The organism is Pseudomonas sp. Z8(2022) (assembly GCF_025837155.1).
Taxonomy (GTDB): Bacteria; Pseudomonadota; Gammaproteobacteria; order Pseudomonadales; family Pseudomonadaceae; genus Aquipseudomonas.
The window spans coordinates 275695-301194 of the sequence record NZ_CP107549.1 but is presented as its reverse complement, the minus strand read 5'-3'; the positions used below and the strand labels follow the sequence as shown (position 1 = coordinate 301194).

The 25500-nt window shown below is 65.7% G+C and carries 28 protein-coding genes; 17 read left to right on the top strand and 11 right to left on the bottom strand.

From position 1 onward, the window contains the following. Positions 1 to 17 precede the first annotated feature (17 nt). On the top strand, positions 18 to 1202 hold the full coding sequence (locus OEG79_RS01360) for a YeeE/YedE family protein (RefSeq protein WP_264147099.1): 1185 nt from the start codon (positions 18 to 20) through the stop codon (positions 1200 to 1202). Between the two features lie 179 nt (positions 1203 to 1381). Here OEG79_RS01360 and OEG79_RS01355 read toward each other — a convergent pair whose 3' ends face one another. Further along, positions 1382 to 2626, bottom strand: coding sequence for an MFS transporter (locus OEG79_RS01355; RefSeq protein ID WP_264147098.1), 1245 nt, complete (start codon positions 2624 to 2626; stop codon positions 1382 to 1384). 218 nt (positions 2627 to 2844) lie between these two features. Further along, positions 2845 to 3129 (bottom strand): hypothetical protein, encoded by a 285-nt coding sequence (locus OEG79_RS01350; protein WP_264147097.1) that lies wholly within the window; start codon positions 3127 to 3129, stop codon positions 2845 to 2847. A 173-nt stretch (positions 3130 to 3302) separates the two neighbouring features. Here OEG79_RS01350 and OEG79_RS01345 point away from each other — a divergent pair, with 173 nt between their 5' ends. Next, entirely contained in the window at positions 3303 to 3932 is a 630-nt protein-coding gene (locus OEG79_RS01345; RefSeq protein WP_264147096.1) for a class I SAM-dependent methyltransferase, read from the top strand. Here the strand turns inward: OEG79_RS01345 and OEG79_RS01340 are convergent. Next, positions 3929 to 5146: an MFS transporter gene (locus OEG79_RS01340; protein WP_318840827.1), complete on the bottom strand. Its 1218-nt coding sequence runs from the start codon at positions 5144 to 5146 to the stop codon at positions 3929 to 3931. The genes OEG79_RS01345 and OEG79_RS01340 overlap by 4 nt on opposite strands. Positions 5147 to 5250: 104 nt before the next feature. On the opposite strand from OEG79_RS01340, the gene OEG79_RS01335 reads away from it, so the two are divergent. Then, positions 5251 to 6024, top strand: a complete 774-nt coding sequence (locus OEG79_RS01335) for an AraC family transcriptional regulator (RefSeq protein WP_264147095.1) — start codon at positions 5251 to 5253, stop codon at positions 6022 to 6024. Positions 6025 to 6207: 183 nt separating this feature from the next. Here OEG79_RS01335 and OEG79_RS01330 read toward each other — a convergent pair whose 3' ends face one another. Next, complete coding sequence (locus OEG79_RS01330; protein ID WP_264147094.1) at positions 6208 to 7119, bottom strand: LysR substrate-binding domain-containing protein; 912 nt, start codon at positions 7117 to 7119, stop codon at positions 6208 to 6210. A gap of 102 nt (positions 7120 to 7221) precedes the next feature. Here OEG79_RS01330 and OEG79_RS01325 point away from each other — a divergent pair, with 102 nt between their 5' ends. The 4 genes from OEG79_RS01325 to modC all read left to right on the top strand — a co-directional run bounded on the left by OEG79_RS01325 (position 7222) and on the right by modC (position 10958). Next, complete coding sequence (locus OEG79_RS01325) at positions 7222 to 8151, top strand: DMT family transporter (protein WP_264147093.1); 930 nt, start codon at positions 7222 to 7224, stop codon at positions 8149 to 8151. A 149-nt stretch (positions 8152 to 8300) separates the two neighbouring features. Continuing rightward, a complete protein-coding gene (gene modA, locus OEG79_RS01320) occupies positions 8301 to 9053 on the top strand; it encodes a molybdate ABC transporter substrate-binding protein (protein WP_264147092.1) in 753 nt (250 codons plus the stop codon). Positions 9054 to 9153: 100 nt separating this feature from the next. Further along, complete coding sequence (gene modB / locus OEG79_RS01315; protein ID WP_264147091.1) at positions 9154 to 9834, top strand: molybdate ABC transporter permease subunit; 681 nt, start codon at positions 9154 to 9156, stop codon at positions 9832 to 9834. Next, complete coding sequence (gene modC / locus OEG79_RS01310) at positions 9834 to 10958, top strand: molybdenum ABC transporter ATP-binding protein (RefSeq protein ID WP_264148657.1); 1125 nt, start codon at positions 9834 to 9836, stop codon at positions 10956 to 10958. The genes modB and modC overlap by 1 nt, the downstream gene beginning before the upstream one ends. A 32-nt stretch (positions 10959 to 10990) precedes the next feature. On the opposite strand, the gene OEG79_RS01305 is transcribed toward modC, so the two are convergent. Both OEG79_RS01305 and OEG79_RS01300 read right to left on the bottom strand, forming a co-directional pair. Beyond that, positions 10991 to 11815 carry a sigma 54-interacting transcriptional regulator gene (locus OEG79_RS01305; RefSeq protein ID WP_264147090.1) on the bottom strand — a complete coding sequence of 275 codons (825 nt, stop codon included), beginning with the start codon at positions 11813 to 11815 and terminating at the stop codon, positions 10991 to 10993. 187 nt (positions 11816 to 12002) lie between these two features. After that, positions 12003 to 12584, bottom strand: coding sequence for an RBBP9/YdeN family alpha/beta hydrolase (locus tag OEG79_RS01300; protein WP_264147089.1), 582 nt, complete (start codon positions 12582 to 12584; stop codon positions 12003 to 12005). Positions 12585 to 12831: 247 nt separating this feature from the next. Between OEG79_RS01300 and oscA the strand changes: the two genes are divergently transcribed. The 5 genes from oscA (at position 12832) to OEG79_RS01275 (ending at position 16936) form a co-directional block, all read left to right on the top strand. Then, positions 12832 to 13014: a sulfur starvation response protein OscA gene (gene oscA / locus OEG79_RS01295; RefSeq protein ID WP_116620299.1), complete on the top strand. Its 183-nt coding sequence runs from the start codon at positions 12832 to 12834 to the stop codon at positions 13012 to 13014. A gap of 103 nt (positions 13015 to 13117) precedes the next feature. Next, the gene (locus OEG79_RS01290; protein WP_264147088.1) at positions 13118 to 14119 is read left to right on the top strand and encodes a sulfate ABC transporter substrate-binding protein; all 1002 of its coding nucleotides are present in this window, start codon (positions 13118 to 13120) and stop codon (positions 14117 to 14119) included. A gap of 79 nt (positions 14120 to 14198) precedes the next feature. Further along, positions 14199 to 15011 (top strand): sulfate ABC transporter permease subunit CysT, encoded by an 813-nt coding sequence (cysT, locus tag OEG79_RS01285; protein WP_264147087.1) that lies wholly within the window; start codon positions 14199 to 14201, stop codon positions 15009 to 15011. 10 nt (positions 15012 to 15021) lie between these two features. After that, a complete protein-coding gene (gene cysW, locus OEG79_RS01280; RefSeq protein WP_264147086.1) occupies positions 15022 to 15888 on the top strand; it encodes a sulfate ABC transporter permease subunit CysW in 867 nt (288 codons plus the stop codon). A gap of 55 nt (positions 15889 to 15943) precedes the next feature. Continuing rightward, on the top strand, positions 15944 to 16936 hold the full coding sequence (locus OEG79_RS01275) for a sulfate/molybdate ABC transporter ATP-binding protein (protein WP_264147085.1): 993 nt from the start codon (positions 15944 to 15946) through the stop codon (positions 16934 to 16936). An 11-nt stretch (positions 16937 to 16947) separates the two neighbouring features. Here OEG79_RS01275 and OEG79_RS01270 read toward each other — a convergent pair whose 3' ends face one another. Further along, the gene (locus OEG79_RS01270; protein ID WP_264147084.1) at positions 16948 to 17640 is read right to left on the bottom strand and encodes an ArsR/SmtB family transcription factor; all 693 of its coding nucleotides are present in this window, start codon (positions 17638 to 17640) and stop codon (positions 16948 to 16950) included. Positions 17641 to 17723: 83 nt separating this feature from the next. On the opposite strand from OEG79_RS01270, the gene OEG79_RS01265 reads away from it, so the two are divergent. Together OEG79_RS01265 and OEG79_RS01260 are read left to right on the top strand one after the other, a co-directional pair. After that, entirely contained in the window at positions 17724 to 18083 is a 360-nt protein-coding gene (locus OEG79_RS01265; protein WP_264147083.1) for an antibiotic biosynthesis monooxygenase family protein, read from the top strand. Beyond that, entirely contained in the window at positions 18080 to 18817 is a 738-nt protein-coding gene (locus OEG79_RS01260; RefSeq protein ID WP_264147082.1) for a sulfite exporter TauE/SafE family protein, read from the top strand. The genes OEG79_RS01265 and OEG79_RS01260 overlap by 4 nt, the downstream gene beginning before the upstream one ends. Before the next feature lie 10 nt (positions 18818 to 18827). On the opposite strand, the gene OEG79_RS01255 is transcribed toward OEG79_RS01260, so the two are convergent. Continuing rightward, positions 18828 to 19229, bottom strand: coding sequence for a hypothetical protein (locus OEG79_RS01255; protein ID WP_264147081.1), 402 nt, complete (start codon positions 19227 to 19229; stop codon positions 18828 to 18830). A gap of 123 nt (positions 19230 to 19352) precedes the next feature. Between OEG79_RS01255 and OEG79_RS01250 the strand changes: the two genes are divergently transcribed. Further along, positions 19353 to 20147 (top strand): helix-turn-helix domain-containing protein, encoded by a 795-nt coding sequence (locus tag OEG79_RS01250; RefSeq protein ID WP_264147080.1) that lies wholly within the window; start codon positions 19353 to 19355, stop codon positions 20145 to 20147. A gap of 123 nt (positions 20148 to 20270) precedes the next feature. Continuing rightward, positions 20271 to 21017, top strand: a complete 747-nt coding sequence (locus tag OEG79_RS01245) for a hypothetical protein (RefSeq protein WP_264147079.1) — start codon at positions 20271 to 20273, stop codon at positions 21015 to 21017. A gap of 81 nt (positions 21018 to 21098) precedes the next feature. Here the strand turns inward: OEG79_RS01245 and OEG79_RS01240 are convergent, their stop codons facing one another. Beyond that, positions 21099 to 21623, bottom strand: coding sequence for a DUF962 domain-containing protein (locus tag OEG79_RS01240; RefSeq protein WP_264147078.1), 525 nt, complete (start codon positions 21621 to 21623; stop codon positions 21099 to 21101). Between the two features lie 123 nt (positions 21624 to 21746). Between OEG79_RS01240 and OEG79_RS01235 the strand changes: the two genes are divergently transcribed. Next, positions 21747 to 22430 carry a Crp/Fnr family transcriptional regulator gene (locus tag OEG79_RS01235; RefSeq protein ID WP_264147077.1) on the top strand — a complete coding sequence of 228 codons (684 nt, stop codon included), beginning with the start codon at positions 21747 to 21749 and terminating at the stop codon, positions 22428 to 22430. 48 nt (positions 22431 to 22478) lie between these two features. Here the strand turns inward: OEG79_RS01235 and OEG79_RS01230 are convergent, their stop codons facing one another. Together OEG79_RS01230 and OEG79_RS01225 are read right to left on the bottom strand one after the other, a co-directional pair. Further along, positions 22479 to 23792, bottom strand: a complete 1314-nt coding sequence (locus tag OEG79_RS01230; RefSeq protein WP_264147076.1) for an NAD(P)/FAD-dependent oxidoreductase — start codon at positions 23790 to 23792, stop codon at positions 22479 to 22481. A gap of 106 nt (positions 23793 to 23898) precedes the next feature. Further along, on the bottom strand, positions 23899 to 25266 hold the full coding sequence (locus tag OEG79_RS01225; protein WP_264147075.1) for a glutamine synthetase family protein: 1368 nt from the start codon (positions 25264 to 25266) through the stop codon (positions 23899 to 23901). Positions 25267 to 25500: the final 234 nt, after the last annotated feature.

Sequence of the window (25500 nt, the reverse complement as noted above, 5' to 3'; positions counted from 1 at the left end):
GTAGGAAAGGACAAGCCATGACCGCCAGCATCACCTCTCCTCGCACAGCACTGCCCGCCGCCCTGACCGGTCTGCTGACCGTCGTCCTGCTCGCCGTGGCCTGGCACCTGGCCGACGGCAGCAACGAAGGCCGCGCCTTCAGCTATTCGCTGGCCAGCGGCGCGCTGTTCGGCCTGCTGCTGCAGCGCTCGCGCTTCTGCTTCTTCTGCGTCACCCGCGATTTCATCGAACGCCGCGTGCCGGATGGCCTGCTTGGCCTGCTCGCCGCCCTGGCGGTAGGCACTATCGGGTATCACACGGTGTTCGGCGCCTTCCTGCCCGATCCCAGCGGCGGGCGCCTGCCGCCGGATGCGCATATCGGCCCGCTGAGCTGGGTGCTGGCCCTGGCGGCCACGGTGTTCGGCATCGGCATGGCGATTTCCGGCTCGTGCATCAGCGCGCACCTGTATCGCTTGGGTGAAGGCCACTTCGCCTCGCTGGCAGCACTGGCCGGCGCACTGCTCGGTTTCGCCCTCGGCTTTCTCAGCTGGAACCCGCTGTATCTGGCCGCCCTGCAGGAGGCACCGGTGCTCTGGCTGCCGGGCAAGCTCGGTTATGGCGGCTCGCTGCTCCTGCAATTGCTGTTGCTCGGAGCGCTGGCTGCCTGGCTGCTGCGCTACCGCCAGGCAGGTGCGGCGGTCGGGGCACGGGGACTGTGGTCCCTGCTGTTTGGCGCGCGCTGGCCGACCTGGGTCGGCGGTGTCTTGATCGGCGGCCTGGCGGTGCTGGCCTATTTTCGCGTCGCTCCGCTGGGGGTAACCGCAGAACTGGGCAGCCTGGCGCGCACCGGCGCGAACAGCCTGGGCTGGCTGCCCGAGCGTCTGGAAGGGCTCGACGGCTTTTCCGGCTGCGCCACGGTGGTCAAGGAAACCCTGCTGTCGAACAACGGGCTGTTCGTCATCGGCCTGGTGATCGCAGCCTGGGCCAGCGCCCTGGCCGCAGGTGATTTCCGCCCTGGCAGCGGTGCGCCACGTGACTGGCTGCGCGGCCTGCTCGGCGGCGTGCTATTGGGCTGGGGCAGCCTGCTGGCCCTGGGCTGCACCGTGGGCACGCTGCTGTCCGGAGTGATGGCCGGTGCAGCGTCGGGCTGGGTGTTCGCCCTGTTCTGCCTGATCGGTACCGTGCTTGGCCTGAAGCTCAGGCCGCTGCTGCGGTTAGGGTAGCCAGAGGCCCGATTCAGTCGCGGTGCGCACAGCGCACAGCGCACCCGGCGCCAATGCCACGCAGCTTTTACCCCTCTCCATTTATGGGAGAGGGTCGCCAGCGCCTTGACTCGAATCCTTTGCGCACATTGCATCTGTACGATGCGCATGTCCTAGCGCGGAAGCAGTACGGGGCCATGTCAGGCCGCCCTGCTCGGCGAAGCATCCTCGAATCGGTCGACCTGACGCAGGCTCTTGAAGCCGAGCATCCAGCCGCCCGTCACGGTCAGGGTGCAGGCGCAGCCGATCAGCGCCGCCGGCACCACGCCGAACCAGGCAGCGCTGGTACCGGCGCGGAATTCACCCAGCTCGTTGGACGAGCCGATGAAGAGCATGTTCACCGCGTTGACCCGGCCGCGCATGGCGTCCGGTGTGGAGAACTGCACCAGGGATGAGCGGATGTACATGCTCACCATGTCCGCCCCGCCGGCCACCACCAGCGCGGCAAATGACAGCCAGAACAGGCTGGACAGGGCGAACACCAGGTTGGCCAGGCCGAACAGCGCTACCGCGCCGAACATCACCAGGCCGACATGGCGGTTGAAGGGCTTCATGCTCAGGTACAGGCCGACGGAAACCTCGCCGATGGCCATGGCGCTGCGCAGCAGGCCGAGGCCGGTCGGGCCGACTTCCAGCACTTCCTGGGCGTAGATCGGCAGCAGCGCCACCACGCCGCCCAAGAGCACGGCGAACAGATCCAGCGAGATGGTGCCGAGGATGATCGGCCGCGTGCGGATGAAGTGAATGCCCGCGGTGAACCGCGTCCAGGCGCCGGATTCCAGCACCTGCATCTTCTCGGCATAGAGTACCGGCACCCGCTGCAGCAGCAGGCAGCCAACGAAGAAGCACGCCAGACACACCGAATAGGTCAGCCCGCCGCCACCGAGGGCATACAGACCACCACCGATCACCGGCCCGGAAATGGTCGCGCCGCGCATGATCATGCTGTTGGCGGCGATAGCCGCGGCCAGGCGCTCGCGCGGCACGATCTGCGGCAGCAGGCTCGACAGCGCAGGCCCGGTGAAGGCTCGACCGCAGCCGTACAGCACCAGCACTGCGTAATACCAGGCGACCGGCGCCTCGCTCAGCGAGAGCCACAGCAGCGCGGCGGCGCATCCACCCTCGACCACCCAGCTGAGCATGAGGATCAGCTTGCGGTCGTAGCGGTCGATCAGATCGCCGGCCGGCATCAAAAGCAGCAGCATGGGGATGAACTGGGCCAGACCCACATAGGCCAGCGACAGCGGATCGCGGGTCAGGTCGTAGACCTGCCAGGCCACCACGACGGCCTGAATCTGCACCGCGAAAACCACGACGATGCGGGCGATGAGAAACGACAGAAAACCGGGAAGACGATAAACGGAAGCGGGCAGAGCAGCAGACACGACGCAGACCTTGAGGCATGACCGGGCGGTTCCGGTCGAGGTGAGCCGGCCAATCTAAGGCAAAGCCGAGCTACGGAGCAAACGCGGGAACAGCCTGTTGCGCGTATCGAACTCAAGACCTGGATGGACCACGGCAGCGAAACGCCGGAAGCACCTCAGCCGCGACCGGCGCGGCGGCTCGGCTCGCGGCCGAGGTGCCTGCAGCGCTCGTCACCCGGCTAGACGTATGCCTGGTCGCCGAAACCACGCGGCAAACGCTGCGGACCTGGCAAGGCGGCCAGACGCGCCTCCCAGGAGGTGCGCCAGTCGCTGACGGCAGTGGCAGTCTTTTCCCGACGCGCGGCGCGGCGGGCGGAATTGCGGGCTTTACGACGTGCTTCGGTGAAGACTTCGGTCTTGCGGCAATTGCGGCATTTGACCTTGGCCAGATCGCTGGTGGAGGACAGCTTTTCACCATGAGAGCCACACGCGAGGTGGCCAGAGACCTTGTAGTGCGTAACCATCGCATTTTCTCCTGATTGTGGGCGCCCGACTGCAGCCAGCCGGCCTGTACCCCTCGGAAAATGGGACTGTCAAAGCTCAGCGGTGGTTCATTGGCGGCCTTGTGGCATCACCCGCCTCACTGGCCAGCAGCCACCGCCAGCAGGTTTAATGCCTTCTTTTGCGGACCGCCATCATGCCCCTGAGCCCCGAAGAACTCGCGCAGATCAGCGCCCTCACCCTGGCCCACTACCAGAGCAGCGCCGAGGACTTTCGCGAAGGTACCCGCGACCATGACGTGAGCCAGAACATCGCCGCGCTGCTGCGTCATATCGAAGGTCAAAAGCCCTGGCGCATTCTCGATTTCGGCTGCGGTCCGGGGCGCGACCTGCGCACCTTCAGCAGGCTCGGCCATGAGGCCATCGGCCTCGACGGTTGCGCCGAGTTCGTCGCCATGGCGCAAGCCGACAGCGACTGCGAGGTGTGGCAGCAGAGCTTTCTCGAACTGGATCTGCCAGCCGCGCATTTCGATGGCATCTTCGCCAACGCCAGCCTGTTCCACGTGCCGGATCAGGAACTGCCGCGTGTGCTTGGCCAGCTGCACGCGGCACTCAAGCCCGGCGGCGTGCTGTTCAGCTCCAACCCGCGTGGTGAGAATCAGGAAGGCTGGAACGGCCCGCGCTACGGCAGCTACCACGACTTGGAACGCTGGCGCGCACGACTCACGGCAGCCGGCTTCGTCGAACTGGAGCACTACTACCGCCCCGCCGGCCTGCCACGCGACCAGCAACCCTGGCTGGCCAGCGTGTGGCGACGGATGGGTTAACGCGCCTTCAGAGTTGGCAGCAGCGCAGTGAGGATGCCCAGCAGCGGCAGGAAGGAGCAGATCAGGAATACCTCCTCGATGCCGTGGATGTCCGCCAGGTAGCCCAGCAGCGCCCCGCCGATGCCGCCAAAGCCGAACATCAGGCCGAAGAACAGCCCGGCGATCATGCCGACGTTGCCCGGCATCAGCTCCTGGGCGAAGACCACGATGGCGGAGAATGCCGAGGCGAGTATGAAGCCGATCACCATGCTCAGCACGCCCGTCCAGAACAGGTCGACGTGCGGCAGCAGCAGGGAGAACGGCGCCACGCCGAGGATGGAGAACCAGATCACCTGCTTGCGCCCGATGCGGTCGCCAATCGGCCCGCCGAAGAAGGTGCCGGCTGCCACCGCGCCGAGAAACAGGAACAGGTAGAGCTGCGAGCTGGCCACCGACAGGTCGAACTTCTCGATCAGGAAGAAGGTGAAGTAGCTGGTGAAGCTGGCCATGTAGAAGTACTTGGAAAACACCAGCAGCGCCAGGATCAGCAAGGCGAACTTCACCCGCCCGGATGACAGCCCGTGAGTAGCTACACCGCCCTGCTTGAGCTTGAACAGCGTCAGGTGGTGGCGATACCAGCGGCTCAGGCCGTACAGCACGACGATGGCGAAGGCGGCGAACAGGCCGAACCATGCGACGTTGCCCTGGCCGTAGGGAATGATGATGGCCGCCGCCAGCAGCGGGCCGAAGGCAGTGCCGGCATTGCCGCCGACCTGGAAGGTGGACTGCGCCAGGCCGTAGCGCCCGCCCGAGGCCAGGCGAGCGATGCGCGACGCTTCGGGGTGGAAGGTCGACGAGCCGATACCCACCAGCGCCGAAGCCATGAGGATCGCCGGGAAGCTGCCAACGAAGGCCAGCATGAGGATGCCGACCAGGGTGCACAGCGAGCCGGCCGGCAGCAGCCAGGGCTTAGGATGGCGGTCGGTGTGATAGCCCACCCAGGGCTGCAGCAGCGAGGCGGTGAGCTGAAAGGTCAGGGTGATCAGGCCGATCTGCGCGAAGCTCAGGCCGTAGTTGAGCTTGAGCATCGGGTAGATGGCGGGCAACACCGCCTGGATCAGGTCGTTGATCAGGTGAGCCAGGGCGCAGGCGCCGATCACGCGCATCACCAGGGGGCTGGCCTGAGCGACGGGCGAAGCACCAGCCAGGGAGGTAGCGGCAGGACTGCTGGACATGCTTGAAGCTTCCGGACGAGGTAAGGGACGGCGCTATGCTAGGCTCCGCTCAACCGCCTGTCTCACGAAGATCGGGAAACAACCCTCGCAAAAAAGGCATACCCATGCGCTTGCCCGAAAAACTGCTGGCCGACATCGACGCCTCTCCCTGGCTGGTCAGCAGCAGCGCCACGGATTACCCGGTCAACGCCGTCATCGAGCCGCACTCGCACCGCAACAAGCACCAGCTGATCTACGCCATATCCGGGGTGATGGTGGTGACCTCGGCGATGAACCAGTGGACGGTGCCGCCGAGCCGAGGCATCTGGATGCCGAGCGGCCAGGTGCACGCGATCCGCTGTGTCGGCAGCGTCAAGATGCGCAGCCTGTTCGTGCGCCCTGACAGCCTGCCGGACATGCCCACCGAGTGCCGCGCGGTGGCCATCTCGCCGCTGTTGGGCGAGCTGATCCGCGCTGCCGTCGAGATCACCCATCCCTATGCCGAGGACTCGCGCGAGGCGCGGGTGATGCGTCTGATCCTCGACGAACTGCGCATCCTGCCGACCCTGCCGCTGCACCTGCCGCAGCCGGCCGATCCGCGCCTGCAACCGATCTGCACGACGCTGCAGGATCATCCCGGTGACGGCTCAACCCTGACTGACTGGAGCGACCGCCTGGGCCTGGATGAGAAGACCATCCAGCGCCTGTTCCAGAAAGGCACCGGCATGACCTTCGGCCAATGGCGCCAGCAGGCGCGCCTGTTGCTGGCGCTGGAGCGCATCGCACTGGGCGAGAAGATCATCGACATCGCCGGGGAGCTGGGCTACGACAGCCCCAGCGCCTTCACCACCATGTTCAAGAAGCAGTTCGGTCTGACACCCAGCCAGTTCTTCAAGTGATGTGCAGTGGAAGTGCTGGTGGGGGCTGTCGCGGCTACGACTGCATGGATGCAGGAGGTAGCGCGAAGCAGGACGCCAGAGCCGAAAGCCCCTCCCACACTGCACTGGCAGCCGCTCAAACCACGCACCGTGGGAGGCGCTTTAGCGGCGAGCGGTTCTATCGCGGCTGAAGCCGCTCCTACGTCACGCACTCAGGTCGTCGCCGGATGACCGCTCGGGCGAGAGATAACTGACTAACTGCCGCGCATGGGACGACAACGCATCCCAGCTGCGCACGCACAGGCGCAGCTCGCGGGTGGCCCAGACATCCTCCATCATCACCACCGCCACCGGCAGTTCCTGGGCAAAGCGGGTCGCGGCCACCTCGGGGAGCATGGACACGCCGACACCCTGCGCCACCAGCTGGGCGATGGCATCGAAGCTCGGCGCGCGCACCCGCACCTTCAATGGCAGCGCGTTGCGCACCGCCATGTACTCGATGAAGCGCTGCATCGCGCGCTCGGCCGGCAGGCAGACGAAGGGAAAGTTGAGCGCACTGCGCAGCGAAGCAGGGGGCTGGCCGATCAGCGCATGTCCCTGCGGCACCAGCAGCACCAGGCGGTCATTGCGAAACGGCAGCGACAGCAGATTGTCGGTGGGCAGGTTGCCGTCATACACGCCGATATCGATGCTGCCGTCGCTGACTGCCTGCAGCACATCCTTGCTGTTGTACTCGGCCAGCTGCAGATCCACTTCCGGGTAATCGGCCAGGAACGGCCCGAGCGCCGCCGGCAGAAAGGTGCTGTTGGCCACCGTCGAAGCCGCCAGGCGCAGGGTTATACGCCGCTCGCCATTGAGCTCCTGCAGGGTTTCGCTGAGCTGGCGGGCCTCCTTGAGCACGCCCTGGCAGGCTTCCAGCACCAGGCGACCAGCCGGGGTCAGGCTCATGCCGTCGCTGCTGCGCACGAACAGGGTCAGCCCGCAGCGCTCCTCGAACAGGCGCAGGCGGGTGCTGGCCGCCGACACCGCGACGGGAAAGGTCGCCGCCGCCTTGCTCAGGCTGCCGGTGGCGGCAATCGCCGCGATCAGACGCAGGTCGGGCAAATCGAAATGCATGGAGCCTTCTCCAGATCAGAAAGCCATCTTCGTGAAATTGCGATTCTGGCCGCGCAGCTTTCCTCTCAGAATAACAGCTCGATTCCTGCCGCAGCCCCGCTCATGAACGCACTGACCGCCACCTACCAACGCAGCCTGGACAACGGCGTGCTGTTCGCCGTGCTTTCGGCCACCGGCTTCAGCCTGAAAGCCATCTTCGTCAAGCTCGCCTATGCCGCAGCGCCAGTGGACGCCGTCACCGTGCTGAGCCTGCGCATGGGCCTGGCACTACCGCTGTTTGCCTGGCTGCTGTGGTTGAGCCGGGGCAGCGGGCAGGCACGGCTGTCGGCCAGGGACTGGGTGCACGTCCTGTTGCTGGGGATGTTCGGCTACTACCTGTCGAGTCTGTTCGATTTCTACGGCCTGCAGTACATCAGCGCCGGGCTGGAGCGGCTGATCCTGTTCACCTATCCGACCCTGGTGCTGCTGTTGCAGATGCTGGCAATGGGTGAACGACCGGGGCCGCGCACCTTCCTCGCTCTGGGCCTGTGCTACCTGGGTCTGGGCATCGCGCTGGTGCATGACATCCGCGTCGAGGGCGACAGCGAGCAGATCCTGCTCGGCGCCGCCTGGGTGTTCGCCAGTGCGGTGACCTACGCCCTGTATTACCTGGGCACCGGCGTGGTGATTCGCCGGGTCGGCTCGATGCGCCTGGCCGGGCTGGCTGGCGGCGCCTCGGCGATCATGGTGCTGGCGCACTACGGCCTCACCCGTGACCCCGCGCAGTTGCTCAACCTGCCGGCCGAGGTGTGGCTGCACGGCTCGCTGATGGCGCTGCTGTCGACGGTGCTGCCGATCTACTGGATGGCGCTGGCGGTGCAGCGCATGGGCGCCAGCCATGCCGCCCTGTTCGGCAACCTTGGCCCGGTGCTGACGCTGCTCGCCGCCTGGGCGCTGCTTGGCGAAGCCATCACCCTGTACCAGATCGGCGGCCTGGCGCTGGTGCTGCTGGGCGTCTCGCGGCTGTCTGCGGGCAAGCGCAAGGCCAGTTGAGTGCCGCCGGCTGCAGGATCACTGCACCGATAGTCATGGATGCATCCATCGCCCATCAAGGCGGCACGCTACCGGCGCTATATACAAAATGACATAACGATGTAGGATTGCCGCATTCGTCCTCCCGCCCAGGACAACAGGGACGCCATATGCTCAAGCCTCTCATGCACAGCCTGCTCGCACTCGGTCTGCTGTTCACCAGCTTTGTCATGGCCGACGAGGTCAAGGTCGCGGTGGCCGCCAACTTCACCGCGCCATTTCAGGCCCTCGCGCCGGCATTCGAGAAAGCCACCGGGCACAAGCTGGTCGCCTCCTTCGGCGCCACCGGGCAGTTCTATGCGCAGATCAACAACGGCGCGCCGTTCGATGTGCTGCTCAGCGCCGATGACACGACGCCGGCCAGGCTGGAAAGCGAAAACGCGACCGCACCGGGCTCGCGCTTCACCTACGCCATCGGCAGTCTGGTGCTGTGGTCGGCCGATGCCAGCTACCTCGACGGTACCGATGCAGCGCTGAAAGCCGGCCAGTTCAGGCACCTGGCCGTCGCCAACCCGAAGGCTGCGCCCTATGGCCTGGCAGCGGCGCAGGTGCTGGACAGGCTGGGCCTGAGCGAGGCGGTGAAAGCCAAGCTGGTCGAGGGCCAGAACATCACCCAGGCGCACCAGTTCGTCTCCACCGCCAATGCCGAACTGGGTTTCGTCGCGCTGTCGCAGGTGTACAGGGACGGCAAGCTCGGCAGCGGTTCGGCCTGGATCGTGCCGCAGGCCCTGTATGACCCGATCAGGCAGGATGCGGTGATCCTCAGGCAAGGCGCGAACAATCCGGCCGCGACAGCACTGGTCGAGTACCTGAAAGGCGCGGAAGCCGCCAGGGTGATCGAGTCGTTCGGCTATAAACTGTAATCCCTGTAGCCCGGATGAAATCCGGGGGCCATCTGCCTGAGCAGGCCCCGGATTGCGTCCGGGCTACGTTTGTCCAGACGCCAGTTGCCGGAACCCGCCCATGCCGCTGTCGAAGAACGACCTCGATGCCATAGTCCTGACCCTGGAACTGGCCTCGCTGACCACCGTGCTGCTGCTGATCATCGGCACGCCGATCGCACTGTGGCTGAGCCGCACCGACTCCTGGCTCAAACGCCCGGTCGGTGCCGTGGTGGCGCTGCCGCTGGTGCTGCCGCCGACGGTGATCGGCTTCTACCTGCTGGTGAGCATGGGGCCCAAGGGATTCTTCGGCCAGCTGACCCAGAGCCTGGGTCTGGGTACCTTCACCTTCAGCTTCACCGGCCTGGTGATGGGATCGATCTTCTATTCCCTGCCCTTCGTCGTGCAGCCGCTGCAGAACGCCTTCGAGACCATCGGCCGGAGCCCGCTGGAGGCCGCGGCGACCTTGCGCGCCAGCCCCTGGGACAGCTTTTTCAGCGTGGTGCTGCCGCTGGCGCGCCCGGGCTTCGTCACCGCATCGATCCTGGCCTTCGCTCACACCGTTGGCGAGTTCGGCATGGTGCTGATGATCGGCGGCAATATCCCCGGCAAGACCCAGGTGGTGTCGGTGCAGATCTACAACCATGTGGAAACCATGAACTACGCCCAGGCGCACTGGCTGGCCGGCGGCATGGTGGCCTTCTCCTTCATCGTCCTGCTGGCGCTGTACGGCGGGCGCAGCGGCAAGCTGAGGGCCTGGTGATGTTCGGTCTCGGCAAGAGCGCGCCCCTGCCCATGGCGGATGACGGGCGTATCCGCGCACGCTTTCTGCTGCAGCACACCGGCTTTCGCCTGGACGTGGACCTCGACCTGCCGGCGCGGGGCGTCAGCGCACTGTTCGGTCATTCCGGTTCGGGCAAGACCAGCTGCCTGCGCTGCTTCGCCGGGCTGGATCGCCCGCAGCAGGGTTACCTGCAGGTGGCCGGTGAACTCTGGCAGGACAGCGAGCGCGGGTTCTTCCTCCCCGCCCACCGGCGCGCCATCGGCTACGTGTTTCAGGACGCCAACCTGTTCCCACACCTGAGCGTGCGCCGGAATCTGGAGTACGGGCAGAAACGCATCCCGCCCGCACAGCGCAAGGTGGCGCTGGATCAGGCGCTGGAACTGCTGGGCATCGGTCATCTGCTCGAGCGCATGCCCTCGGCGCTGTCCGGCGGCGAACGCCAGCGCGTCGGCATCGCCCGCGCGCTGGTCACCAGCCCGCGCCTGCTGCTGATGGACGAGCCGCTGGCCTCGCTCGATCTCAAGCGCAAGCAGGAGGTGCTGCCCTACCTCGAGCGCCTGCACGAGGAGCTGGATATTCCGCTGCTGTACGTCAGCCATGCGCCAGATGAAGTGGCGCGCCTGGCCGATCACCTGGTGCTGCTCGACGAAGGCCAGGTGCGCGCCAGCGGCCCGCTCAAGGAAACCCTGCTGCGCGCCGACCTGCCCTTCGCCAGCGACGAGGATGCCGAAGCGGTGATCGATGGCGAAGTGTGCGGTCATGATGCTGCCTACGACCTGCTGCAACTGCGCCTGCCCGGCAGCCAAGCCTGCCTGCGCCTGCCACATGCAGCGCTACCCGACGGCCACCCGGTGCGGGTGAAGATCAAGGCGCGCGACGTCAGCCTCGGCCTGCAGCGGGCCGAAGGCAGCAGCCTGCTCAACCTGCTGCCAGCGCAGGTGGACAGCTGGCAGGCGCTCGACGCACAGATGCTGCTGACCCTGCGTCTGGGCGATCAGCGCCTGTTGGCGCGGATCACCCGCTACTCCTTCGATCAGCTGGGCATTCACGCCGGGCAAAAGCTCTGGGCGCAGATCAAGTCGGTATCACTGCTGGCGCCGTAACGGCCCCGCCCCGATGAAGTCCGGGCCCTTGGCTACGCGACGCCTGGCAGCTCCAGATGTTCCGACCCGATCTCACCATTGCCGGCCAGCAGCAGGGCGAAGTGGATGACGTTTTCCAGTTCGCGGGTATTGCCGGGCCAGCGGTGCGCTTCCAGCACGGCCTGCGCCGCCGGGCTGATCTGCGGGACGGCCAGGCCCAGACGCGAGGCATGGATACCGAGGAAGTATTCGGCCAGCGGCAGGATATCGCCCACCCGCTGGCGCAAGGCCGGGAACTGCAGCTGGCCATCGCACAGGTAGGCATACAGGCGCTCGTCGAAGGTACCGGCAGCCACGGCGCGGGACAGCTCGATGCTGCTCGCTGCCACCAGGCGCACGTCCACCGGCAGCGCCTGGCTGGCGCCGACGCGATACACCTCGCGGGTTTCCAGCGCGGCCAGCAGCTTGCTCTGCAAGGGCCGCGAGAGGTCGGCGATCTCGTCCAGATAGAGCGTGCCGCCATTGGCCGAACCGAACCAGCCGGCGCGGCTGCTGGCAGCCCCGACATGGGCGCCACCGACATGGCCGAACAGCTCGGCCTCCCCCCATTGCGGGCTGATCGCCGCGCAGCTCACCGCCACGAACAGACCGGCGCGCTCGCTCTGACGATGGATGTAGCGCGCCAGCAGCTCCTTGCCGGTGCCAGTCTCGCCGAGAATCAGCAGCGGCTGACCGTTGCCCGCCAGGGCCTCGGCCTGCTCGCGCAGCTGACGTGAGCGCTCGTCGACGAATACCAGCGCCTTGGCGCGGATGCTCAGCGGGCTCTTGTCCGAGTCGGCGAAGGTCAATGGCGGAGGGAAACCCGGTGAAAAACTCATGATGTGCAGCTCCTAAGCCACACCTGACCGGCGCAGCCTGTACGCGAATGAAAATTGCCTGGAGCAATCATCAGCATTGCTCCGCAACGGACCGAAGGGCGGCCGCCATGGATGGCAGGTCATAAAAAAGAGCGGGCGGCTGCCTGGCCCGATCCCGCTCCGAAAGGGTTTGCCCGTGACGGGCTGTTCAGGCGCGCAGGCGCGCCTGCTGATCGATACGGCCCTGCAGGCGATACAGATAGCCGAAGCCCTGCTCCCAGTAGCGATGGCCGGATTTCACGTTGATATGCCCGGCACCGGTCAGGATTGCCGCCTCGCTACCCCAGGCACGCGCCAGCTCCAGTGCGCGCAGGGCGCTGGCCGCCGCATCGTTGTCCGAACCTACCAGTTGGCTGGGAAACGGCAGCAGATCACGCGGCATCGGCGCGAAATTCTGCAGCGGCTCGGGGCAACCCGGACGCTCGACATCGGCCGGTGCCACCAGCAAGGCGCCGCGTACCCGACGCAGAAGCTCGACCGGCGCCTGCGCGGCCCAATGGGCCACCGTCACGCATCCCAGGCTGTGGGCAATGAGGATTGCCGGGCGCGGATCGGCGGCCACGGCCCGGTTGACTTCAGCCACCCAGTCCGCGCGCTGCGGATTGAGCCAGTCGGCCTGCTCCACCCGCGAACTGTTGGGCAGGCTGCGCTGCCAGTGGCTTTGCCAATGCTCGTCGGGCGAGCCCTGCCAGCCCGGCAGGATCAGATAACGGATTGCTTCGCTGCCCATGACGGCACCTCTCTGAATCGAATGGCGTCAGTCTAGGCAGCGTTAAGCCAATACAAAAAGAATAAGAATTTCTTTGCTTATTACATAAGGGCATGAGGCGTCTATGATCGCCCATATTTCTTAAAAGAATATAAATGTTCAAAAACAGTATTTTTAAGAATATTTCAGCCTCTCTACTATCCGCTCCACGCCAGCGTCGGAACTCCATACCGCCGCCGTGGCGACCTAATTCATAAGGAGCCTGGAAATGACCGCGACGCTGAGAAACCTCGAAGGCCAGGATGAAGCCAGCATCCTGCGCGAGATCCAGACTGCCCTGCATGGCCTGAAATTCGGTTCGGTGGAAATCACCGTTCACAACGGCCAGGTAGTGCAGATCGAACGCAAGGAAAAGATCCGCCTGCAACAGCCGAGCACCAAGAACAACTGACACATGATGCAGCCCGACTGGACCACCAGAGGGCTCGAAACAGTTCGCCTCGCCTGACACCGACTACGCCAACACAAGAATTCCACCAGTTAGGAGCTGCACCATGTCCATTCGTCGTTTCGCCCTGGCCGCACTGGCCAGCACCCTGATCGCCGGCCCGGCCTTCGCCCAGCCGCTGCTCAACGTGTCCTACGACCCGACCCGCGAGCTGTATGTCGAATACAACGCCGCCTTCAACAAGTTCTGGCAGGCCAAGGGCAACCCGGCCGTGACCATTCAGCAGTCCCACGGTGGCTCGGGCAAACAGGCCCGTGCGGTGATCGATGGTCTGCGTGCCGACGTAGTGACCCTGGCGCTGTCCGGCGATATCGACGCGATCAACCTCAACCAGCAGCTGATCGACCCGAACTGGCAGGCCCGCCTGCCGGACAACAGCACCCCGTACACCTCGACCATCGTGTTCCTGGTGCGCAAGGGCAACCCGAAGAACATCAAGGACTGGGACGACCTGGTCAAAGATGGCGTCGAGGTCATCACCCCGAACCCGAAAACCTCCGGCGGCGCACGCTGGAACTTCCTCGCTGCCTGGGCCTTTGCCCGCGAGAAATTCGGCAGCGAAGACAAGGCCCTGGAATTCGTGACCGAGCTGTACCGCCATGCTCCGGTGCTGGATACCGGCGCCCGCGGCTCGACCATCAGCTTCGTCCAGCGTGGTCTGGGTGACGTGCTGCTGGCCTGGGAAAACGAGGCCTACCTGTCGCTGGCCGAAGAAGGCGGCGACCAGCTGGAAATCGTCACCCCGTCGCTGTCGATCCTCGCCGAGCCGCCGGTCGCCGTGGTCGATGCCAACGTCGACCGCAAGGGTACCCGCGCCCTGGCCGAGGCCTACCTCGAGCACCTGTACAGCGAAGAAGGCCAGCGCATCGCCGCGAAGAACTTCTACCGCCCGCGCAACCAGAAGGTGGCGGCCGAGTTCAAGGAGCAGTTCAAGGACCTCAAGCTGGTCACCATCGACAAGGACTTCGGCGGCTGGAAAGACGCGCAGCCCAAGTACTTCGACGACGGCGGCGTGTTCGACCAGATCTTCACCAAGATCAACCAGTAACTCGGCTCGACCGCTCAAGGCCCTCCAACCTCCGGGTTGGAGGGCTTCGTGACTCTGGACCTGTACAAAAGGACACCCCATGTCTCGTCGAACCTCCCCGGTCATACCCGGCTTCGGGCTGACCCTGGGCTACACCATCACCTACCTGGCGTTGATCGTGCTGATTCCGCTGGGCGCAATGTTCCTCTTCTCGCTGCAACTGACCGGCGAACAGTGGTGGGCATTGCTGAACAACCGCCAGCTGCAATTCTCGCTGAAGCTGTCGTTCGGCACCGCGCTGGCCGCGGCGCTGCTCAACGGCATCCTCGGCACCATCATCGCCTGGGTGCTGGTGCGCTACACCTTCCCCGGCCGCAAGATCATCGACGCCATGGTCGACATGCCGTTCGCCCTGCCCACCGCAGTGGCCGGCATCGCCCTGACCGCGCTGTACGCGCCCAATGGTCTGATCGGTTCGCTGTTTCCCTTCAAGATCGCCTATACCCCGCTGGGCATAACCCTGGCGCTGGTATTCGTCACCCTGCCGTTCGTGGTGCGCACGCTGCAGCCGGTGCTGGCCGACATCCCCAAGGAAGTCGAGGAAGCCGCCGCCTGCCTGGGCGCCAATCCATTGCAGGTATTCCGTCACGTGCTGCTGCCCAGCCTGCTGCCCGCCTGGCTGACCGGTTTCGCCCTGGCCTTCGCCCGCGGCGTCGGCGAGTACGGCTCGGTGGTGTTCATCGCCGGCAACATCCCGCTGAAGACCGAGATCCTGCCGCTGCTGATCGTCTCCAAGCTGGACCAGTACGACTACCCGGGTGCGACCGCCATTGGCGTGATCATGCTGGTGGTGTCGTTCATCCTGCTGCTGCTGATCAACATCCTGCAGCGCCGTACCCAGCCGCAACTCTGAGGAGCCCGTCATGAGCCTTGCAACCCTTGGCCAGAGCGCGGCTGCGCGCCCGGCCAGCCGCTCCGTCGGCGCCATTGTCCTGATCGTCATCGCCTGGGCGGTGTTCGCCGCGATTCTCGTACTGCCGCTGTATATGGTGGTGACTCAGGGCCTGAGCCGCGGCCTGGAATTCTTCTGGGACGCGATCCGCGAACCGGACGCCATCTCCGCGTTGAAACTCACCCTGCTGGCCACCGCCATCTCGGTACCGCTGAATCTGGTGTTCGGCGTCGCCGCAGCCTGGGCAGTGACCAAGTTCGAGTTCCGCGGCAAGAGCATCCTGATCACCCTGATCGACATGCCGTTCTCGGTATCGCCGGTGGTCGCCGGCCTGATCTACGTGCTGCTGTTCGGCTCGCAGAGCTATCTCGCGCCGTATCTCGACTCGCACAACCTGCAGATCGTCTACGCCGTGCCCGGCATCGTGCTGGCCACCATCTTCGTCACCTTCCCCTTCGTCGCCCGCGAACTGATTCCGCTGATGGAGGAGCAGGGCACCACCGAGGAAGAGGCCGCGCGCCTGCTCGGTGCCAACGGTTGGCAGATGTTCTGGCATGTCACGCTGCCTAACGTAAAATGGGCGCTGATCTACGGCGTGGTGCTGTGCACTGCCCGTGCGATGGGCGAATTCGGCGCAGTTTCGGTGGTTTCCGGGCATATCCGCGGGTACACCAACACCCTGCCGCTGCATATCGAGATTCTCTACAACGAGTACAACATCGTCGCTGCCTTCAGCGTCGCGATCCTGCTGCTCGTCATGGCCCTGGTGGTATTGCTGCTTCGCCAATGGAGCGAGGCGCGTCTGAGCCGCCAACTGCAAGCCAACCGAGACGACTGACCGCCGCAGAGCCGCCAAGGCGGCCCGGCCCACGGAACAATCAGGGGCATTTGCCATGAGTATCGAAGTAAAAGGCGTCAACAAGCAGTTCGGCCAGTTCAAGGCGCTGAACGAAATCAATCTGAGCATTCAGAGCGGCGAACTGGTCGCCCTGCTCGGCCCGTCCGGCTGCGGCAAGACCACCCTGCTGCGCATCATCGCCGGCCTGGAAACCCCGGACAGCGGCACCATCGGCTTCCACGGCGAGGACGTTTCCGAGCACGACGTGCGTGATCGCAACGTCGGCTTCGTGTTCCAGCACTACGCGCTGTTCCGCCATATGACCGTGTTCGACAACGTCGCCTTCGGCCTGCGCATGAAACCCAAGCGCGAGCGCCCGAGCGAAGAGGTGATCAAGCAGAAGGTCCACGAACTGCTCAATCTGGTGCAGCTCGACTGGCTCGGCGATCGCTACCCGGAACAGCTGTCCGGCGGCCAGCGCCAGCGTATCGCCCTGGCCCGTGCCCTGGCGGTGGAACCCAAGGTGCTGCTGCTCGACGAACCTTTCGGCGCCCTCGACGCCAAGGTGCGCAAGGAGCTGCGCCGCTGGCTGGCGCGCTTGCATGAAGAGGTGCACCTGACCAGCGTATTCGTTACCCACGACCAGGAAGAAGCCATGGAAGTGGCCGACCGCATCGTGGTGATGAACAAGGGCGTGATCGAGCAGATCGGCACTCCGGCCGAGGTCTACGAGCATCCGGCCAGCGACTTCGTCTACCACTTCCTCGGTGACGCCAACCGCCTCTACGTCGGCAGCGATCATCACCTGCTGTTCCGTCCGCACGAAGTCGAGCTGGCCAGCGAACCGAGCCCGGACTACCAGGCCGGCGAAGTGCGCGACATCCGCCTGCTCGGTGCGATCACCCGCATCACCCTCAAGGTCGAGGGTCAGGACGAACTGATCGAGGCCGAGGTGGCCAAGGATCACGTCAGCCTGGACAACCTGGGCCGTGGCACCACCCTGTACTTCAAGCCCAAGGGCGGCAAGCCGGTCAGCCCCCAGGCCTGACAGCAGCCCCACTACTCCAGGGCGATCGCCATGATCGCCCTGCGTCCCTGCGGGGAAACCTGCAGCGCACGCGAGCCCCCGCTGCGCCGCAGCCAGCCCTCGCCTTCGCACAGCTTCAGCAATGCCGCCCCCAGCGCGCCGCCCAGATGCGGCTTGCGCTCGCTCCAGTCCGGGCAGGCACACAGCCGCTGGCGACGCTGACGATTGACCTGCTGCAGATCGATGCCCAATGCCTGCAGACCCTGCTCGCCGTTTGCGGTCAATCTCAGCGCACCGCCCTCCTCGCTCAGCCAGTCGGCTGCACGCATGCGCTCGAACATGCCAACCGCCAGCTCGCCGGCCAGATGGTCGTAGCAGGTGCGCGCCTCGCGCATCGCCTGCGGCGTACCACGTGAGATCGGTATGGCACGAGGTTGCCGTGGCTGCGCGGCGAGTGCTGCATTGGCCAGCGCCTCGACCAGCTGCCCCACCTCCGGCCCGGCCAGGCGGTAATAGCGATTGCGCCCGTGACGCTGCTGCGCCAGCAGACCGCCCTCTACCAGCTTGGCCAGATGTGCGCTGGTGGACGATGGCGACAGCCCTGCCAGCAAGGCCAGCTCGCCGGCGGGACGCGCGCTGCCGTCCATCAGCGCCCAGACCATGGCAGCGCGTCCGGCATCGGCGAGCAGAGCGGCGATCGAACTGAAACCCGGTGCGTATTCCATAATTCACCTCACGACGAAACATGGCGTGCAGCAAATGTGGATACTGGCAGGCAACCTCAACCAATGCCAGCCAGGAGAGCCCGATGCTCGCCGTGATCTTCGAAGTTCAGGCCATGCCAGGCCAGCAACAGCATTATCTCGACCTCGCCGCGGAGCTGCGCCCGTTGCTCGCCGAGCAGCCGGGATTCATTTCCATCGAGCGTTTCCAGAGCCTCACCCAGCCGGGGAAGATCCTTTCGCTGTCGTTCTGGGAGGATGAAGCCGCGGTCCAGGCCTGGCGCCAGCGCGATGAACACCGCCGTGCGCAGACCGCCGGGCGCGAGGAGGTCTTCAGCCACTATCGCCTGCGCGTGGCCCAGGTGCTGCGCGATTACGGCATGCTCGAGCGCGACGAGGCCCCCGCCGACAGCCGTGCCATTCATGAACGGGGAGCGGCGCGATGACCGAGCACCTGCCCCTGATACTGGCCACCTTCCTGCTCGCCGGCACGGTCAAGGGTGTGGTCGGCCTCGGCCTGCCGACCATCGCCGTCGGCCTGCTCGGTCTGGTCATGGCGCCGCTGCAGGCCGCCGCGCTGCTGATCATTCCGTCGATGGTGACCAACATCTGGCAACTGTGCGACGGACGCAACCCACTGCCGATGCTGCGGCGCCTGTGGCCGATGCTACTGGGGATAGCGTTCGGTACGCTGCTGGTCGCCGGCCTGCTGCAGAGCCTCGACCTGCCCGGCGCCACCCGCTGGCTTGGCGCCGCACTGGTGGTCTACGCACTGCTCGGCCTGGCCAAGGTGCATTTTCGCGTGGAGCGGATCAGGGAGCGCTGGCTGAGCCCGCTGATCGGAGCGACCACCGGCGCCATCACCGCGGTCACCGGCGTGTTCGTGATTCCCGCCGTGCCTTACCTGCAGGCTATCGGTCTGGAAAAGGACGATCTGGTCCAGGCCCTGGGCCTGTCATTCAGCGCCTCGACCCTGGCCCTGGCGGCAGCGCTGGGTCACAGCGGCGAGCTGCTGCAACCGGCGGTGCTGGGGTTGTCGGCCCTCGCCCTGCTGCCCGCTCTGCTGGGCATGGCTGCCGGCCAGTGGCTGCGCAAACGCATCAGCGCGGAGCGCTTCAAGCGCTGGTTCTTCATCGGCCTGTTGCTGCTCGGTGCCGAACTGGCGTTGCGCGGCCTCTGAACCGGGGCCATCAGATCACGGCCGCCTGCGAGTGCCTGAGCCCGAACCATTGCAGTTCGGCCAGCAATCCGACTGCCAGCGCCTGTGCGATGACGAAGGCGTAGCCGAACAGGTTCGGCGACACCCAGCCGACCACCAGCAGCAGCAGGCTGTCGATCACCCAGATGAGGTTGACCGCGATCACCGCCCAGATCACCGGGCGGCTGATCTCGGCGCGGCTGGACAACCACACCAGCATCGCGGCGAAGGGCAGCAAAGCGCTGCCGGCGAGCAGCAGCAACAGGCGCGGCAGTTCGAGGAAGGCGCCCAGCCAGCCAGCCGCCAGAACCAGCAGCAGGCCGGTGACACCACTGAGCAGACCATCGAGCAAGAGGGCTTTGCGCAGCATCGGGTTGGGTTGCAGTGCGTTCATGGCGAATCCTCCGTAAGGGGCACCGGGGTGGTGCCTGGCCTACAGATTTCGCCGAAACGCGCAGTGCGTCGATTACCTGCCAGGTAATGGCTGACATGACCTGGCTGGACTATCGTGCAGGCCATGAATACGAACTCCCAGACCGTCGGTGCCCTGTTGCGCCAATGGCGTCAGCGACGCCGCCTGAGCCAGCTCGACCTCGCCTGCGAGGCTCAGATATCCACCCGCCACCTGAGCTTCGTCGAAACCGGACGCGCCCAGCCCAGCCGCGAAATGCTGCTGCACCTGGCCGAGCAGCTGGAGATTCCCCTGCGCGAACGCAATCGCCTGCTCAGCGCGGCGGGATTCGCCCCGCTGTACAGCCAGCACGATCTCGCCGACCCGGTACTGGAGCCGGCGCGCCAGGCCATCGAGCAGCTGCTCAAGGCTCATGAGCCCTATCCGGCGCTGGCCATCGACCGGCAGTGGAACCTGCTCGCGGCGAATGCCTCGGTCGCGCCCTTTCTCGCAGGCGTGGCGGACTTTCTCCTCGGCCCGCCGCTCAACGTGCTGCGCCTGTCCCTGCATCCGCAGGGGCTGGCTCCGCGCATCGTCAACCTGGCGCAATGGCGCGCGCACCTGTTGCTGCGCCTGCGCCGCGACGCCGAGATCAGCGGCGACCAGCAGCTCTATGCCCTGCATGACGAGCTGCTGACCTACCCCGCGTCGGAGGATGATGGCGAGGCTCCCGCCGAAGCCGTGCTGATGCCGGTGCAACTGCGTACCGACGCCGGGGTGCTGAGCCTGATCAGCACCACCACGGTGTTCGGCACCCCGAACGACGTGACCCTGGCCGAACTGGCACTGGAAACCTTTTTCCCCGCCGACAGCTTCAGCGCCGAGTACCTGCGCAATCTGACGATTGCCACCGAACAGTAGCGATTTCCGACGAAATCACTCTTTCGGGTCATGTCCCGCTACGCTTGGCGCAGTAACCTTGACGCTGCGTCGTTGACGCCGCCAATGCATACCTGCTCAAAACAATAACAAGGAGCACCCCGGATGCGCTGTAAAGCACTGTTGCGTCATGCATTTCTCTGGTCGCTCGGACTCTTCGTCGGGCTCTCGCCCATGGCCTTCGCCGAAGCCGTAAGCCCCCAGGAACAGATTCAGATACATGCCAGCCGCGCTACCAGCAGCCTGATGCTGTTACGTGGCGAAGGTTTCCAGAGGACTCATCAGCAGCGTCTGGACACCGACCTCGCCGCTCTGGCCAGCGCCATGCAGAGCCTGCCGCAAGGTAGCGCCGAACTCACCAGCGCCCATCAGGCACTCGTTACCCAACTGCGCAACGGTGTTTCCTATGGCCCCGGTGACGAAAACGTTCCCTGGCGTTTCCCCGAGGACCTCAGCCGTGCCCTGCGCGATTTTCTCAGCGCGGCCCGCGCCCTGCCCGGCGCCGAGAGCCAGAGCGAGCTGGCGGCGAAGATCGAATACCTCAGCGTGCAGTACCTCAGCCGTTCCTACCTGGGCACCTTCGAGATTGCCCGGGAGCAGCCCGGCACCTACCTCGGACAGGACGAACGCCTGCTGCTGCCGGCCATCGACAGCGAGCTGCAGGCGCTGGAGGAGCAAGCCGACCCACAGGTGGCCAAGTTGCAGACGCGCTGGAGCTATTTGCGTGCCGCGCTGGCTGACATGAACAGCCAGAGCAACACCCTGCAGAGCGTTTCCGGCCGCCCATTCGCGCCTATTACCGTGGACCGTCACACCCGCTCGCTGACGGCGCAGTGGATGGCGATGTACTAGAAGGGCGCGCGGCTGTAGCCCTTCCCGCAAAGGCAGGAGCTGCAGCCGCGACGATCAGGAAAGGCGTGGTGCGTCGAGCGCTCAGGCCAGCGCCTTCTTCTCGCGAATGCAGGTCGGCCCGGCGATGTCCACCACGGCGTGCTCGATCTCCTTGCGCAGGCCGAGCAGGAAAGCCAGTTCGGCCACTACGAACAGCGGACCGATGGCCAGGCCCATGATGTCGTCGACGAACGCCGGCTTGCGCCCTTCGTAGTAATGACCGACGAACTGGATGATCCAGCCGACCACGAACAGGCCGATGCCCGCCGTCAGCCACAGTGCGGTGGACGCGGTCGCCAGAGCGGCGCCGAACCACAGGCACAACCCCAGAAGCAGCGTCATGACCAGGCCGAAACGGGTATCCAGGCGCAGATAGAACACTGCGGCGGCCAGAGCGGTGAGAGTGGCAGGTGCCAGCCAGAGACCGGCGAGTTCGAAGCCTGGGCGCGACAGCAACACGGCGACGGCCAGCACGATCATCGGGATACCGATGAAATGGCTGGCGATGTTGCGCCGGTCGCGATGGTAGGCGGCATACTGCGCCAGATGATCGACGAGGGTTTTCATTGTTATGGTCCTCATGTGTGAAACGGGCCCGGGCATGATCACCTCACCACGCTTCGTCGCACTGTCGGCTAGCCGACAATGGCAGGGATGGCCACACCGCCGCGCAACCTCACAGGAGCCGCAATGTCCGATCCCCGTCAGTACCTCAGCCTGCTGAACCAGGGCCACTGGTTCGCCGCACTGCCCCGGTCGCTGACCCAGAGCCTGCTGCAGATGGCCCAGATTCAGCGCCTGGAGGCCGGCCAGCGGCTGTTTCGCCGTGGCGACAAACCCAGCGGGCTGTATGCGGTGGTGGAAGGGGCGGTGCGCGTCGGTGCGGTCAGCGAGAGCGGCAAGGAGGCGCTGCTGACGCTGGTCGAGCCACCCTACTGGTTCGGCGAGATTTCCCTGTTCGACGGCCTGCCGCGCACCCATGACGCCTTCGCCGAAAGCCCCAGCACCCTGCTGCTGCTACCCCAGCACGAGTTGCTCGCACTGCTCGAACGCGAGCCACAATACTGGCGCGACTTCGCCCTGCTGATGAGCCACAAGCTGCGCCTGGCCTTCGTCGCCCTGGAGGACATGAGCCTGCTGCCGGCCGCACCACGCCTGGCCCGGCGCCTGCTGCTGATTGCCGAGAACTATGGCGAGAGCGAGCCGCGCCGGGTGCTGCACCTGGCTCAGGAGCAGCTGGCGCTGATGCTCTCGCTGTCGCGCCAGACCACCAATCAGATCCTCAAGGAGTTGCAGGCGCTGGGCGTGGTCCAGCTGACCTATGGCGAGATCGAGATTCTCGACTTTGAGCGCCTGCGCCAGTTGGCCTCCTGAGGCGCTGCCGGCTGGGCAAACGCCGCATCGAGTGGCAGCGACGAGAACTCAGCGCAGCTTTTCCAGCATCTGGTAGTACCACATGCCCGCCGCCAGCATCGGGTTGCCGAGCTGGTCGCCCAGCGGCACCTTGATGTGCTTGCAGGCGGCGAAGGTGTCGTACTGCTCCAGATCGCCGGTGATGGCCTTGGCCATGATCTCGCCCATGATGTGGGTGGTGGCGATGCCGTGGCCGGAGTAGCCCTGGCAGTACCAGACGTTGGACGAGAGCTTGCCCAGCTGCGGGATGCGGTTCATCACGATGCCCATGGCGCAGCTCCACTGGAAGTCGATCTGTACGCCCTTGAGCTGCGGGAAGGTGCTCTCGATGCATGGACGCAGCTCGCCGGCGATATCGCGCGAGTCACGCCCGGAGTAGTTGCAGCCACCGCCGAACAGCAGGCGGCCGTCGGCGGTGAGGCGGTAGTAGTCGAGCACGAAGCGGCAGTCGTAAACGGCCAGGTCCTGCGGGTTGATCTCGCGGGCCAGCTCGCCCAGCGGCGCGGTGGTGACGATGCCGCCCATGGCTGGGAAGATCAGGCCCTTGAGCTTGCGCCGCTCCAGCTTGTGGTAGACGTCGCCGGCCAGCAGCACCTGTTTGGCCTCGATGCGGCCGCCCTTGGTGACCACCGCCGGACGCGGGCCGTGAACGATGTCCAGCACTTCGGAATGCTCGAAGATCAGCGCACCCAGGCTTTCGGCCGCCTTGGCCTCGCCAATGCACAGATTGAGCGGGTGCAGGTGCATGTTGCGGGTGTTCTTGATCGCCCCGCAGTACAGGTCGCTGCCCAGTTGCGCACGCACCCCGGCGCCGTCGAGCAGCGTTACCTCGTCACCCATGCCACGACGCAGCGCCTCGTCGTAGGCGGCCTTGAGCTCATCCATATGGCTGGGCTTCATCGCCGCATGCAGGTGGCCGTGCTTGAGGTCGCAGTCGATGCCGTACCTGGCCACACGGCTCTTGATGATCTCGTGGCCGCGCCAGCGCAGATGCCAGATGAAGTCGTCCACCTCGTCACCCAGGGTTTTGCGCATCTGCTTGCGCATGGCCTCGTCACCGGACAGGCTGCCGGTGACCTGCCCGCCGTTGCGCCCACTGGCGCCCCAGCCGATCTTGTTGGTCTCCACCACGGCTACCTTGAGGCCACGCTCGGCCAGTTCCACTGCCGTGGCGATGCCGGTGAAGCCGCCACCGATGATGGCCACGTCGACGGTCACGCTGCCCTGCAGCGTCGGGTAGTCGGTCTCGAAATTGAGCGACGCCGCGTAATAGGAAGGCGCGCGCTCGGCGGCGGGTTTGACAGGTTGCTTGATCGCGTTCATTGCATGTCCTTGGGGTGCGCTCGCACCGATGAATCCGGATTCGCGGCTGAAGCCGCTCCTACGATTTCCGCGTTGTAGGAGCGGCTTCAGCCGCGATGCTGTTAAGTCAGGCGTTGCTCAGGTACCAGCGCCAGTCCTGCTCGCCGACCTCGCCCATGAACTGGCGATATTCGGCACGCTTGACCGCGAGAAAGACCTTGAGGAATTGCTCGCCGAAAGCCTCCCGCGCCCACTCGGAATGCTCCAGCGCGTGGATCGCCGCCGACCACTGGGTAGGCAGGTGCTCCGTGGCCTGGGCATAGCCGTTGCCCTCGACCGGCGCGCCGGGATCGAGGTGCTCGCGAATGCCCCGGTGAATCCCGGCCAGAATGGCCGCGGCGGCAAGATAGGGGTTGGCATCGGCGCCACAGATGCGGTGCTCGACGTGTCGGGTGTTGGCCGGACCACCGGGTACGCGCAGGCTGACGGTGCGGTTGTCCACGCCCCAGGTGGGCGCCAGCGGTGCGTAGCTGTTGGCCTGGAAGCGCCGGTAGGAGTTGGCGTTGGGGCAGAACAGCAGCAGCGAATCGAGCAGGCTGGCGAGCATGCCGCCGACCGCCTGGCGCAGCAGCGGCGTGCCGGCCGGGTCCTCGCTGGCGAACAGGTTTTCGCCTTGTGCGTCGGCCAGACTCACGTGCATGTGCATGCCGGTGCCGGCGATCTCGGCGAACGGCTTGGCCATGAAGCAGGCCTGCATGCCGTGGGCGTGAGCGACACCCTTGACCAGACGCTTGTAGCGCACCGCCTGATCCATGGCCGCGAGTGCCGGACCGTGTTCCAGGGTGATTTCCACCTGGCCGGGGGCGTACTCGGAAATCGCCGTGCGGGCCGGGATGCCCTGGGCCTTGCAGGCGGCATAGAGGTCGCGCAGGAAGGGTTCGATCTGCTCCAGTTCGCGCAGGCCGTAGACCTGGGTCTGCCGCGGGCGACCGCCGTCAGCGTCCAGCGCCGGTTGCGGGCGGCCGTTGGCGTCGCGCGTCTGATCGAGCAGGTAGAACTCCAGCTCGCAAGCCATCACCGGGTGATAGCCGTCGGCTTCGAGCTGCTCGATCACCCGCACCAGCAACTGGCGCGGGTCGGCCGGCGTGGCCGGCAGGCCTTCGCTGGGGTGCATCGACACCTGCACGGCCGCCGTGGGGATCTGCCGCCATGGCAGACGCACCAGGCTGCCGGGCAGCGGGTAGGCGCGACAGTCGATATCGCCCACCTCCCAGACCAGGCCGGAGTCTTCGACGTCCTCGCCCTGGATGGAAAGGCCGAGCATGGTGCTCGGCAGCGGCCGGCCGCTCTGGTACAGCGCCAGCAGCTCCTCGCGGTGCAGCAGCTTGCCGCGCGGCACGCCGTTGGCGTCGAGGATGAACAGCTCGATCAATTCGATATCGGGGTTGCCGGCCAGGAAATCCTGGGCTTCCTGCACAGCAGCGAAAGTCGTCATATTGCACTCGCTTGCGCCAGTCGGGCGCTCGGTGTCCGCACGGCCCGTTCGATTCTTGAACAGGTTGCACAGGCAGACAAAGTGGTAGCAGCAGCTGCGGGCATGGCGCAGCCATCGGTATTCAGCGGGTGGGGACGGCGTCCGGCGGGCGCGCGTGGCGGCAATGCCACAGCGCCCAGAAGGCGAGGATGATCGTCAACAGCGGGTTGAGCCGCTCCAACGGTCGCTTCCGCG

Coding starts and splice junctions, on each gene's coding strand:
- OEG79_RS01360 (WP_264147099.1), top strand. CDS start 18: ATGACCGCCAGCATCACCTCTCCTCGCACAGCACTGCCCGCCGCCCTG.
- OEG79_RS01350 (WP_264147097.1), bottom strand. CDS start 3,129: ATGGTTACGCACTACAAGGTCTCTGGCCACCTCGCGTGTGGCTCTCAT.
- OEG79_RS01345 (WP_264147096.1), top strand. CDS start 3,303: ATGCCCCTGAGCCCCGAAGAACTCGCGCAGATCAGCGCCCTCACCCTG.
- OEG79_RS01340 (WP_318840827.1), bottom strand. CDS start 5,146: ATGTCCAGCAGTCCTGCCGCTACCTCCCTGGCTGGTGCTTCGCCCGTC.
- OEG79_RS01335 (WP_264147095.1), top strand. CDS start 5,251: ATGCGCTTGCCCGAAAAACTGCTGGCCGACATCGACGCCTCTCCCTGG.
- OEG79_RS01330 (WP_264147094.1), bottom strand. CDS start 7,119: ATGCATTTCGATTTGCCCGACCTGCGTCTGATCGCGGCGATTGCCGCC.
- OEG79_RS01325 (WP_264147093.1), top strand. CDS start 7,222: ATGAACGCACTGACCGCCACCTACCAACGCAGCCTGGACAACGGCGTG.
- modA (WP_264147092.1), top strand. CDS start 8,301: ATGCTCAAGCCTCTCATGCACAGCCTGCTCGCACTCGGTCTGCTGTTC.
- modB (WP_264147091.1), top strand. CDS start 9,154: ATGCCGCTGTCGAAGAACGACCTCGATGCCATAGTCCTGACCCTGGAA.
- modC (WP_264148657.1), top strand. CDS start 9,834: ATGTTCGGTCTCGGCAAGAGCGCGCCCCTGCCCATGGCGGATGACGGG.
- OEG79_RS01305 (WP_264147090.1), bottom strand. CDS start 11,815: ATGAGTTTTTCACCGGGTTTCCCTCCGCCATTGACCTTCGCCGACTCG.
- OEG79_RS01300 (WP_264147089.1), bottom strand. CDS start 12,584: ATGGGCAGCGAAGCAATCCGTTATCTGATCCTGCCGGGCTGGCAGGGC.
- oscA (WP_116620299.1), top strand. CDS start 12,832: ATGACCGCGACGCTGAGAAACCTCGAAGGCCAGGATGAAGCCAGCATC.
- OEG79_RS01290 (WP_264147088.1), top strand. CDS start 13,118: ATGTCCATTCGTCGTTTCGCCCTGGCCGCACTGGCCAGCACCCTGATC.
- cysT (WP_264147087.1), top strand. CDS start 14,199: ATGTCTCGTCGAACCTCCCCGGTCATACCCGGCTTCGGGCTGACCCTG.
- cysW (WP_264147086.1), top strand. CDS start 15,022: ATGAGCCTTGCAACCCTTGGCCAGAGCGCGGCTGCGCGCCCGGCCAGC.
- OEG79_RS01275 (WP_264147085.1), top strand. CDS start 15,944: ATGAGTATCGAAGTAAAAGGCGTCAACAAGCAGTTCGGCCAGTTCAAG.
- OEG79_RS01270 (WP_264147084.1), bottom strand. CDS start 17,640: ATGGAATACGCACCGGGTTTCAGTTCGATCGCCGCTCTGCTCGCCGAT.
- OEG79_RS01265 (WP_264147083.1), top strand. CDS start 17,724: ATGCTCGCCGTGATCTTCGAAGTTCAGGCCATGCCAGGCCAGCAACAG.
- OEG79_RS01260 (WP_264147082.1), top strand. CDS start 18,080: ATGACCGAGCACCTGCCCCTGATACTGGCCACCTTCCTGCTCGCCGGC.
- OEG79_RS01255 (WP_264147081.1), bottom strand. CDS start 19,229: ATGAACGCACTGCAACCCAACCCGATGCTGCGCAAAGCCCTCTTGCTC.
- OEG79_RS01250 (WP_264147080.1), top strand. CDS start 19,353: ATGAATACGAACTCCCAGACCGTCGGTGCCCTGTTGCGCCAATGGCGT.
- OEG79_RS01245 (WP_264147079.1), top strand. CDS start 20,271: ATGCGCTGTAAAGCACTGTTGCGTCATGCATTTCTCTGGTCGCTCGGA.
- OEG79_RS01240 (WP_264147078.1), bottom strand. CDS start 21,623: ATGAAAACCCTCGTCGATCATCTGGCGCAGTATGCCGCCTACCATCGC.
- OEG79_RS01235 (WP_264147077.1), top strand. CDS start 21,747: ATGTCCGATCCCCGTCAGTACCTCAGCCTGCTGAACCAGGGCCACTGG.
- OEG79_RS01230 (WP_264147076.1), bottom strand. CDS start 23,792: ATGAACGCGATCAAGCAACCTGTCAAACCCGCCGCCGAGCGCGCGCCT.
- OEG79_RS01225 (WP_264147075.1), bottom strand. CDS start 25,266: ATGACGACTTTCGCTGCTGTGCAGGAAGCCCAGGATTTCCTGGCCGGC.